This is a genomic window from Methylomicrobium sp. Wu6 (genome assembly GCF_035916875.1).
Taxonomy (GTDB): Bacteria; Pseudomonadota; Gammaproteobacteria; order Methylococcales; family Methylomonadaceae; genus Methylomicrobium.
In genome coordinates this window covers 1-10,161 of record NZ_JAXUHN010000038.1, presented here as the reverse complement: position 1 = coordinate 10,161, position 10,161 = coordinate 1, and the positions used below count along the sequence as shown (strand labels likewise).

Annotated in this window: 13 protein-coding genes; 10 read left to right on the top strand and 3 right to left on the bottom strand. The window is 55.5% G+C overall.

Features of this window, described 5'->3' with window-relative positions:
* Positions 1-156: 156 nt before the first annotated feature.
* Together U2W12_RS02420 and U2W12_RS02415 are read left to right on the top strand one after the other, a co-directional pair.
* Positions 157-408, top strand: a complete 252-nt coding sequence (locus U2W12_RS02420; RefSeq protein WP_326499080.1) for a hypothetical protein — start codon at positions 157-159, stop codon at positions 406-408.
* A 14-nt stretch (positions 409-422) separates the two neighbouring features.
* Positions 423-1,391, top strand: a complete 969-nt coding sequence (locus U2W12_RS02415; protein WP_326499079.1) for a DUF3137 domain-containing protein — start codon at positions 423-425, stop codon at positions 1,389-1,391.
* Between the two features lie 51 nt (positions 1,392-1,442).
* Here the strand turns inward: U2W12_RS02415 and U2W12_RS02410 are convergent, their stop codons facing one another.
* Positions 1,443-2,624, bottom strand: coding sequence for a pyridoxal phosphate-dependent aminotransferase (locus tag U2W12_RS02410; RefSeq protein ID WP_326499078.1), 1,182 nt, complete (start codon positions 2,622-2,624; stop codon positions 1,443-1,445).
* 106 nt (positions 2,625-2,730) lie between these two features.
* Here U2W12_RS02410 and uvrB point away from each other — a divergent pair, with 106 nt between their 5' ends.
* From uvrB to U2W12_RS02385, 5 genes are all read left to right on the top strand, one after another.
* The gene (uvrB, locus tag U2W12_RS02405; RefSeq protein WP_326499077.1) at positions 2,731-4,737 is read left to right on the top strand and encodes an excinuclease ABC subunit UvrB; all 2,007 of its coding nucleotides are present in this window, start codon (positions 2,731-2,733) and stop codon (positions 4,735-4,737) included.
* 288 nt (positions 4,738-5,025) lie between these two features.
* On the top strand, positions 5,026-5,811 hold the full coding sequence (locus U2W12_RS02400; protein ID WP_326499076.1) for an alpha/beta hydrolase: 786 nt from the start codon (positions 5,026-5,028) through the stop codon (positions 5,809-5,811).
* A 39-nt stretch (positions 5,812-5,850) separates the two neighbouring features.
* Entirely contained in the window at positions 5,851-6,717 is an 867-nt protein-coding gene (locus U2W12_RS02395; RefSeq protein WP_326499075.1) for an aldo/keto reductase, read from the top strand.
* An 86-nt stretch (positions 6,718-6,803) separates the two neighbouring features.
* Positions 6,804-7,508 carry a carbamate kinase gene (locus tag U2W12_RS02390; RefSeq protein ID WP_326499074.1) on the top strand — a complete coding sequence of 235 codons (705 nt, stop codon included), beginning with the start codon at positions 6,804-6,806 and terminating at the stop codon, positions 7,506-7,508.
* 54 nt (positions 7,509-7,562) lie between these two features.
* Complete coding sequence (locus U2W12_RS02385; protein WP_326499073.1) at positions 7,563-7,736, top strand: hypothetical protein; 174 nt, start codon at positions 7,563-7,565, stop codon at positions 7,734-7,736.
* Positions 7,737-7,746: 10 nt separating this feature from the next.
* Here the strand turns inward: U2W12_RS02385 and U2W12_RS02380 are convergent, their stop codons facing one another.
* Positions 7,747-8,109, bottom strand: coding sequence for a hypothetical protein (locus U2W12_RS02380; protein ID WP_326499072.1), 363 nt, complete (start codon positions 8,107-8,109; stop codon positions 7,747-7,749).
* On the opposite strand from U2W12_RS02380, the gene U2W12_RS02375 reads away from it, so the two are divergent.
* On the top strand, positions 8,100-8,327 hold the full coding sequence (locus U2W12_RS02375) for a hypothetical protein (RefSeq protein WP_326499071.1): 228 nt from the start codon (positions 8,100-8,102) through the stop codon (positions 8,325-8,327). The two genes, U2W12_RS02380 and U2W12_RS02375, sit on opposite strands and share 10 nt — an antisense overlap.
* Before the next feature lie 8 nt (positions 8,328-8,335).
* On the opposite strand, the gene U2W12_RS02370 is transcribed toward U2W12_RS02375, so the two are convergent.
* On the bottom strand, positions 8,336-9,097 hold the full coding sequence (locus U2W12_RS02370; protein ID WP_326499070.1) for a hypothetical protein: 762 nt from the start codon (positions 9,095-9,097) through the stop codon (positions 8,336-8,338).
* A gap of 239 nt (positions 9,098-9,336) precedes the next feature.
* Between U2W12_RS02370 and U2W12_RS02365 the strand changes: the two genes are divergently transcribed.
* Complete coding sequence (locus tag U2W12_RS02365; protein WP_326499069.1) at positions 9,337-9,558, top strand: hypothetical protein; 222 nt, start codon at positions 9,337-9,339, stop codon at positions 9,556-9,558.
* 72 nt (positions 9,559-9,630) lie between these two features.
* Positions 9,631-10,014, top strand: a complete 384-nt coding sequence (locus tag U2W12_RS02360; protein ID WP_326499068.1) for a cupin domain-containing protein — start codon at positions 9,631-9,633, stop codon at positions 10,012-10,014.
* Positions 10,015-10,161 lie beyond the last annotated feature (147 nt).

Genomic DNA, 10,161 nt, shown 5'->3' with positions numbered 1-10,161 from the left:
TTTGGAACTGAAAGCCGCCTTTAGGCGGCTATTGAACTGGGGCCGCGTTAGCGACCCCACGTACCGCTTTGAGCGGTTCACAACATAAAGCCCCCGGCTTTGCCGGGGGATATTTACTAGAAATTTTGGGTGCCTGAATATTACGGATATCTCCCTATGATCGTCGTATTGCTCGGAACCCTGCTTTTTTTAGTCCTGGCTATTTTGCAAGCGGCCTGGAATGAAATCGAGGGACGAATTTTAGCGGCGCAACGGGCTTGCACTGTCAGTGGGCAGTATTCGACGAATATTTTGGCCGGCATGATGAATTATTCGCTCAAAACCTATATCGAAGTACCGGACGAAGAAAGGAGGAGCGTCAGCACCAGGGATTTGCTCAGAAGCCGAACCCGATTTGCCGCCCCGTAAAACGCTTGACACCTATGAAATCGGCCGACGACTTTATCAAACACTACAGCAATAATTTGGCGACGATTCTGCATGATCTGGAGCCTGACCGGAAAGCCTTGCTGGCCCTGTTTTGGACAGGCATCATATTCCTGGTTGCGAGCGTGCCCGGATTCGTGTGGGCGTTACACTCAAATCAAGCGATTTATTTACTGGCGTCCGCGCCGTTTGCGATCGTTGCGGTTTATCGGTTTTATCGTTTCAGTCAAAAGAAGCGGGCCTATGCGGCTGAATTCAAGGGTTGCACGATTCGCGGGTTGGCGGCATTGATCGATCCGCATCTCGATTATCTTCCCCACCACTATATCGACGAACAGGATTACCATGAATCCGATATTTTCAGAAGCGGGATCGACCGTTATCGCGGCGACGATCTGGTCGAAGGCGCGCTCGGCGCGACCCGTTTCCGCTTCTCCGAACTCGTTCACGAGGAAAAGCACGAAACGACCGATTCGAAAGGACGTAAACAAACGCACTGGGTGACCATCTTCAAGGGCATTTTTTTTATTGCCGATTTCAACAAGCACTTTCAGGGCAAAACTTATGTCGTGCCCGATGCGCGGGGCAGCCTTTCGGGTTTAGGGAAGTTATTCGAAAAATGCAGTTCAGGCCGCGGCGATATCGTCGAACTCGAAAATCCCGAGTTTGAGAAACTGTTTACCGTCTATGGCACCGATCAGGTCGAAGCACGCTATATCCTGTCGCCGTCGCTGATGGAACGGCTGGTCAATTTCAGGAATAAGGCCAGTACCCGAGTGCACATTGCTTTCATTCATTCGAAATTGTACGTGGCCCTGCCGGTCAATAAAGATCTGTTCGAGCCGAAGATTTTTTCGAGCAGTGTGCAGTCCGGCTATTTGCGGGATTATTTCCGTTACCTGGCGCTGGTCGCAGGGATTGTCGACGACCTGAATCTGAATCTGAGGATTTGGAAGAAAGTTTGACAATGTTACCGTTCCCACGCAGTCTGCGCGGGAACGGTTCCAACGGTGCAATCAAACCGCGTTCTTGATCCGCTCGAGCGCTTTTTCGAGATTCGCCATGCTGGTCGCAATCGAAATCCGGATATGGCCCGGTGTGCCGAACGCGGATCCCGGCACCAGCGCGACGCCCGCCTGTTCGATCAAATATTCCGAAAAGGCCAGGTCGTCGTCGATGCCGTCGAGCCGCGCGAGCAGTTTTTCGATATTCGGGAACACATAAAAGGTGCCGTCGGTTTCGATGCAGTCGATGCCGTCGATCTTGTTGAACTCGGCCACCACATAATCATGGCGCTTCTTGAATTCGACGCACATGTCGTTGATGAAGCTTTGATCGCCGGTCAGCGCGGCTTCGGCGGCGACCTGCGAGATCGAGGTCGGGTTCGAGGTGCTTTGCGACTGTACGGTGGTCATCGCCTCGATCAGGTCGGCGGGACCCGCCGCATAGCCGATACGCCAGCCGGTCATCGAATAGGCCTTCGAGACGCCGTTCATCACGACGGTGCGGTCGTACAGATCCGGATGCGCGTTCAAAATGTTCGCAAACGTGCCCGGCTTCCAGAGAATATGCTCGTACATGTCGTCGGTCGCGATGATGATGTCCGGATATTCCTTCAATACGTCGCCGAGCGCCTTCAGTTCGTCGAGCGTGTAGGCGATGCCGGACGGGTTCGACGGGCTGTTGATGAAGATCAGGCGGGTCTTCGGCGTAATCGCGGAGCGCAACTGCTCCGGGGTGATTTTGAAACGCTGTGCCTGCGTGGTTTCGATGATCACCGGCACGCCGTCCGCGAGCAGCACCATGTCCGGATAGGATACCCAGAACGGGGCAGGGATGATTACTTCGTCACCCGGATTCAGAAGTGCCTGTGTCAGGTTGAACGAGCTTTGCTTGCCGCCGCATGACACCAGCACTTGTTTCGGCTGGTAGTCGAGACCGTTATCCTTTTTGAACTTATCGATAATCGCTTTCTTCAAACTCGGAATGCCGTCAACTGCGGTATATTTGGTGAAACCTTTCGCCAATGCCTGCACGGCCGCCGCCTTGATGTGTTCGGGCGTATCGAAATCAGGTTCGCCCGCGCCGAGTCCGACGATATCCTTGCCGGCCGCGCGCATTTGCGCGGCCCGGGCGGTAATCGCCAAGGTCGGTGAAGGTTTGACTGCCTGAACTCTGTTGGATAGTTTGATGCTCATGTTCCGCCGTGTAAAATCAATGTCAAAAATTGCCGTGAATTATACTCCATGTGCCGTGGCTTGCTAATAACCCGTTGCCAAAAAAACGGTTTTTGAGAAATATCGAGTGAAGAAAGAATTTAAAATCCATAGCCGCTTTGAACCGGCCGGCGATCAACCGGCCGCGATCGAGAAACTGACCGAAGGCCTGAACGACGGCGAAGTGCATCAGACTTTGCTCGGCGTGACCGGTTCGGGCAAGACCTTTACGATTGCGAACGTGATCCAGAAAGTCCAGCGCCCGGCGATGATCATGGCGCCGAATAAAACTCTGGCCGCGCAGCTCTATGGCGAGTTTAAAGAGTTTTTTCCGGAAAACAGCGTCGAATATTTCGTCTCGTATTACGACTATTACCAGCCGGAAGCCTATGTGCCGGCTTCCGACACCTTTATCGACAAGGACGCCTCGCTGAACGAGCACATCGAGCAGATGCGATTGTCCGCCACCAAGGCCTTGATAGAACGCGAGGACACGATTGTCGTGGCGACCGTGTCCGCGATCTACGGCTTGGGCGAACCGGAATCCTACTTTAAGATGGTGCTGCATCTGGTCAAGGGCGACATGATCGATCAGCGCGCGATCATCCGCCGTCTGACCGAAATGCAATATACGCGCAACGATGTCGACCTCCGCCGCGCGACTTACCGGGTGCGCGGCGATGTGATCGACATCTATCCGGCCGAATCCGACTCGCAAGCCTTGCGGGTCGAACTGTTCGACGACGAAGTCGAACGCCTGTCGCTGTTCGATCCGCTGACCGGCGAAATCGTGCGCCATGTCGCGCGTTATACAGTCTATCCGAAGAATCACTATGTGACGCCGCGCGAGCAGTTGCTGGAAGCTGTCGACAAGATCAAGGTCGAACTGAAACAGCGCCTGGAGCAACTGCGTTCGCTCAATAAACTGGTCGAGGCGCAGCGTCTTGAGCAACGCACGCTGTTCGACATCGAGATGATCATCGAGATGGGCTATTGCTCCGGCATCGAAAACTATTCGCGCTATTTGTCCGGCCGCGGCCCCGGCGAGCCGCCGCCGACGATGTTCGATTATCTGCCCGACAACGCGATCATCGTGATCGATGAAAGCCATGTCACGGTGCCGCAAATCGGCGCGATGTACAAGGGCGATCGCTCGCGCAAGGAAACGCTGGTCGAATACGGTTTTCGGTTGCCGTCCGCGCTCGACAACCGGCCGTTGACTTTCGACGAATTCGAACTGAAGTCGCCGCAGCGGATTTATGTGTCGGCGACTCCGGGTCCTTACGAAAAAGCGCATTCCGGCGTATTCGTCGAACAGGTCGTGCGGCCGACCGGTCTGCTCGATCCCGAGGTTGAGGTGCGCCCGGCGACGACTCAGGTCGATGATTTGCTGTCCGAAATCAACAAACGCGTCGATCTGCAGGAACGGGTCCTGGTTACCACGCTGACCAAACGCATGGCCGAGGATTTGACCGAATACCTCAGCGATCACGGCATCCGCGTGCGCTATTTGCATTCCGATGTCGAAACGGTCGAGCGCGTCGAAATCATCCGCGATCTGCGCCTCGGCCAGTTCGACGTGTTGGTCGGCATCAATCTGCTGCGCGAAGGCCTCGACATCCCCGAGGTGTCGCTGGTCGCGATTCTCGACGCGGATAAGGAGGGCTTCCTGCGCTCGACCGTATCGCTGGTGCAGACGATCGGCCGTGTCGCCCGCAACGTGCGCGGCAAGGCGATCCTGTACGCGGACCGGATCACCAAATCGATGCAGCAGGCGATCGAGGAAACCGAGCGTCGTCGCGAAAAACAATACCGATTTAACGAAGCGCATAATATTACGCCGGCGACCATTTATAAATCGGTCACCGACATCTTGCAGACTGCGATACCAGGCTCCGGCCTTGCGATCCCGAGCACGCAAAAACGCGTGGCCGAAGCGGCCGCGCCTTATAAACCGATGACCCCAAAGCAACTGGCGAAAAAAATCAAACAGCTCGAGGATGCAATGTATCAGCATGCGAAAGATCTGGAATTCGAGCAAGCGGCGAAAATCCGCGACGAACTGAAGCTCTTGCAGGAGCAGGTGCTGGTATAGGAAATGCCGCAGGATCCGTTAATCGATTGCCTTGGCGATTCGCAACGGACCAACCTTGTCGATGTTTCCGCACGGCGAATTTTTTCCGCCGAGCTTTGCTGGCGCTCCTGGCTTGAAATCCGTTTCGGCAGTTGCTGCCGCCGGCAAAGCCATCCGCCAGCGATCAACATGTAGTAAAGGTTGCCGGGGGCTGTTGCATATGGCTTTAACTCGGAAATAATTAAAACGTCACAAGGCCGAATCTATAGCTTCTCTAACTTGCGTCTTATAATGAAGGTTTCCCGTGTCATGTCGCTATTGCTGACCTATTTGCTGATCCTGCTGGCGGTGTTTTTGCTGCAGCGGAAAATGATGTATTTCCCGGCACGCTTTTCGCGGGCGCAGCAGGATGAACTGATGGCGGATTTAAAATTGCAGCCGTGGCCGCCAGGCGGCGAACGGCGCGGGATGATCAGCCAGATGTCTTTGGGCGATGCGAAAGGCACGGTGCTGGTTTTTCATGGCAATGCGGGCGCCGCGTTGCATAGGGCTTATTATATCGACGCATTGCAAAGCCTGGGATACCGCGTGATAATCGCCGAATATCCGGGGTATGGCGCGAGGAGCGGATCGCCTTCCGAAGCGGCGCTGGTTGAGGACGGCATTGCGACCGCGAAAATAGCCCGGCAGGCGTTTAAAGAGCCATTATTTTTGTGCGGAGAGTCTTTGGGCAGCGGCGTCGTGGCAGGAATCATCGCCTCGCATGAGGTGCCGATTAAGGGGTTGTTGTTGATCACGCCGTTTGATTCGATGGTCAGGGTGGCTCAGCATCATTACTGGTTTTTGTTGGCTCGATGGCTAATCCTGGATAAATTCGACAACGTTGCCAAGTTTCGAGATTTTACGGGTCGCATCGCTGTGATTATGGCCGGGCAGGATGAGGTGATACCGAACCGGCGCACATTGGCCTTGTTTGAGGCATTGCCGGAGCAGCGGAAGAAACTCTGGCGTTTCGAAAACGCGGGTCACAATTCGCTCCCCCTGGAGCCTTGGCGTCCGTGGTGGCGGGAAGCGATGGAGTTTATCGACCGCTGAGCGAGCCTAACGATAACCCGTTTTAACATGGGGGGAAACATGCCGAACGTATTGCGGACAGTCAGCCGGACGATAAGTCATGGAGGGGTTTCCCTGCCGACTTTTCTCTACGGCACGGTCTGGAAGGAGGCCGAAACCGAAATCTTGACGTCCCTGGCGATCGAATCCGGTTTTCTGGGCATCGATACCGCGAATCAGCGCCGCCATTATTATGAAGAAGGCGTCGGTAATGCGGTTCGGCGAGAGCTGGACGAACGGCACTTGCAGCGCAAAGATCTTTTTCTGCAAAGCAAATTCACCTATGCGGCTAGCCAGGATCACCGGCTTCCTTACGATCCTAAGGCCGGCTACACCGCGCAGGTCGAGCAATCTTTGCGAAGTTCGCTGGCACATCTCGATACGTCCTATCTGGATTCGTATCTGTTGCATGGGCCTGCTTCAAGCCGGGGCCTGACCGAGGCCGATTGGGAAGTCTGGCGCGCGCTCGAAAATTTGCAGAGGGAGGGTTTCGTCAAACTGATCGGTATTTCCAATTGCTCGCTGGAGCAGTTGCAATGGCTGCTCGAAAAAGCCCAAATCCAGCCCGCGTTCGTGCAAAACCGCTGCTATGCGCACAGGCGCTGGGACGCCGAAATCCGGATGCTGTGCCGCGCCAACGACATCATCTATCAGGGCTTCTCGCTGTTGACCGCGAATTCGGCGGTGCTGAATCGCCGCGAAATGCAGGAGATCGCTAGACGGCATTGCTGCACCGTAGAGCAGGCCGTGTTCCGATTCGCCTTGCAATCCGGGATGATTCCTCTGACCGGAACGACGAGCAAACAACATATGCTGGAGGATTTGTCGGTTTATCATATCGAGCTGGACGACGAAGAAATGGCCGTGATTGAGGGTATTGCCATTTGAGCCAGTTTATGCCGGCAAGACTGCTTGCTAAACAAAAAGGTATGAGGCACCTCAACTTATTTGCATCATTCACTTTTGGATAATTTGTGAGATTGGTCATCGCCCTGGGCGGCAATGCGCTCTTGCGTCGCGGCGAAGCACCGACTTCCGAAAATCAGCGCCGCAGCATCAAAATAGCCGCAGAAGCCTTGGCTTCGCTCGCTCGGCTGCATGAACTCATCATTACGCACGGCAACGGCCCCCAGGTCGGCTTGCTGGCGCTGCAAAGCGCTGCCCATCAACCGGTTGAAGGATATCCGCTGGATATTCTCGATGCCGAAACGGAAGGCATGATCGGCTATCTGATCGAACAAGAGTTGGCCAATTTATTGCCCTCGCATCGGTTGTGCGCCACCTTGCTGACGCAAATCGAGGTCGACGCGAACGATCCGGCTTTTCAGTCTCCAAGCAAGCCAATCGGGCCGGTATACGTAAAGGCCGTCGCCGAACGGTTGGCGCAAGAGCGCGGCTGGAACATCGCGAAGGATGGCGAACATTACCGGCGCGTGGTTGCTTCTCCTTGGCCGCGGAGGATTCTGCAACTCGAGGTCATTAAGCTGTTGGTTGCTTGCGGCATCGTCGTTATTTGCGCGGGCGGCGGAGGCATACCGGTCGCGCGGGACGATGATGGCCGTTTACATGGCATCGAAGCGGTGATCGACAAGGATCTGGCCAGCGCGCTGCTCGCTCGCGAACTTGGCGCCGACATGTTGATGATGCTGACCGATGTCGATGCGGTTTATCAGGATTGAGGAACGCAGGAAGCTCGCGCGCTGCGTTGCATTTCGCCCGGCGCGGTCCGGCAAATGACATTCGCCGCAGGATCGATGGCTCCGAAAGTGGCGGCCGCCTGCGAGTTTGCCGAAAACGAGGGCGGCATCGCCTGCGTCGGGCAACTCCAGGATGCGGCCGCGATCCTGGCCCGCACCGCCGGCACGTACATTAGCGCGGAGATCGACGGAATCGATTGGTGGGTTTGATAGTATCGTATTAATCCGAGAGTAAATTTTTCTGTTTTAGAAAATCCTCGATCAACCCGCTCAACAACGGCTTGCCCATTTCCGCGAATTCGTAACTGGCGCGAACGACCGGTTTGTTGATTTCGATCAACGCGGCCAGATCGCACGGCGTCGCGCTCACGACGACATCGGCCGCGGCCGCATCGATCGTTTTTTTCAAGGCCTGCAGCTGCCGTGGAGAATAACCGACGGACGGCAGCACCTTGCCGATATGCGGGAAGTGGCGATACACCTCGGCTATCTCGGCGGCAGCGAAATCCCGCGGATCGACAATCTCCGCGGCCTGTGCTTCTACTGCCGCGACATAACCCGCGCCATAGAGGCATGTCGCCATGCGTGATGGTCGGGCCGTCTTCGACCACCAGCACCCGTTTGCCGCGCACCTTGTCCGGCTCGTTCAACCGCACGATCGACGCCCCGCGCAACACCGGCGCGCGGGGATTCTGTTGCCGCACGGCTTCGGCGACGCGCTGCACATCGGCATTCGCGGCCGAATTGACCTTGCCGATCAGAATAATGTCAGCCATTCGCAGTACCGATTCGCCGGGATGATGCGAGGCTTAGTGGCCCGGCCGTAACGGATCGGCCAGAACGATCAGCAGATCGGGCCGGATGAACGAAAAATCATTATTGCCGCCGTCCCAAAGAATCACATCGGCTTCTTGTTCGGCGAGCGCGACGATCTCGGCATAATCGATGCCCGCAAAAACCACGTTGCCCACGGCCAGATGCGGTTCGTATTCTTCGCGCTCCTCTACCGTACAATTGGCCGCATCGAGATCGGCGCGGCAGGCAAAGCGCTGCACCGCCTGTTTTGCCAGATCGCCGTAAGGCATCGGATGTCTAATCACCGCGACTTTCAGCCCATGCGCCTTCAACAATTTCGACAGCCAACGCGCCGTTTGCGATTTGCCGCAGCCGGTGCGCACCGCGCAGCAGGCAATCACCGGCACGGAAGCCTGAAGCATCGTTCTGTTTGGTCCCAGCAGCGTGAAATCCGCGCCTTGGGCCAGCGCAATGGAGACCTTGTGCATCACTTGGCTGTGCGGCACGTCGCTGTACGAGAAAATCACTTGATCGATCCGATGCGTTCGGCATAAGGCCTCGAGTTCCGCTTCTTCAACGATCGGAATGCCCTTCGGATAATATTGACCCGCCAACGCAGGCGGATAGCGGCGGCCCGCAATATCCGGAATTTGCGCGACGGTGAAGGCGACGACTTCGCTGGCCGGATCGTCCCGATACACCGTGTTGAAATTATGAAAATCGCGTCCGGCGGCGCCCATAATCACGACTTTTGTGCGTTGTTTCGTATCGGGCATAGAAGGTTTGTCCTGACAGGCTGATCGGAGAATCGAGTGCGGTAAATCATCTCTCCCATTATAATGGCTGATAGGTTGATTGAAGGTTATTTACAAGGGCGCATTTCCTCGGGAATACCCTTGAAATTTTTGATAGCCGTGTCGATCCCGGCTAAGGGCAATGCGAGGAGCCCAATGTTCAAATAGCTTTATCGTTTTCGCACCCTTGACACAACGTCAAGACGCTTCAAAGGCACTCCATGAAAAATCGCTACCTTTCCAACCGCATGATACGAATCGGTCTCGCGCTGGTTATTTTCGGCTGGGGGCCGCTGCTCGCGATTATTGCGCTGGCTTCCTTGCAACTATGGCCCGACCCGGACCCAAATCCGATCGGGCCGGGACTGTTGTTCTTTGTGACGTCCTGGCCTGCAATCATCTGTCTGGCGATTGGGTTTGCGCAAGCCGGGCGTAAGCCATGACATGTTGCAATTTAATCTGGGGGGCGTTTACAGAGTTCGAGCCGGGTACGGCCATGCAACCGAGAAGTTTTTATGAAAGAAACCATCAAGTGGTTCGATCCGCGCGCGGAGTTCTACACCACCGAAAAATGCTTCATCATCGAATTGTCCAATGCGCCGGATGATCCGGAGGTATCGATTGCCAGGGCGCGTGTGGCGCCCGGGGTCACTACCCGTTGGCACCGACTCAACGGAACTGCGGAGCGTTATGTGATTCTTGAGGGCAAGGCCTGTGTCGAGGTTGGAGGCCTTGCGCCTCAGGATGTTGAGGCCGGCGATGTGGTGTTGATCCCGCAGTCATGCCGCCAGCGGATTATCAACAAAGGTGACCGGGATTTAATCTTTCTCGCCATTTGCAGCCCTCGCTTCACGAACGAAGCCTACGAAGATATCGACGACGATCTGGATTCAGTCTGAGCGTGTTTCAAATTGTCCGAACGCTCATTTAATTTTCCATCACAGGGTTTAAACCACCGGCTTTAGCCGGTTAGCTTTAGCTTCAATTCTTTCAAAAGCTTGTTGCTAAAAAAAATTGTTGAAAGTTGCATGCAGCGTGTCATGTAG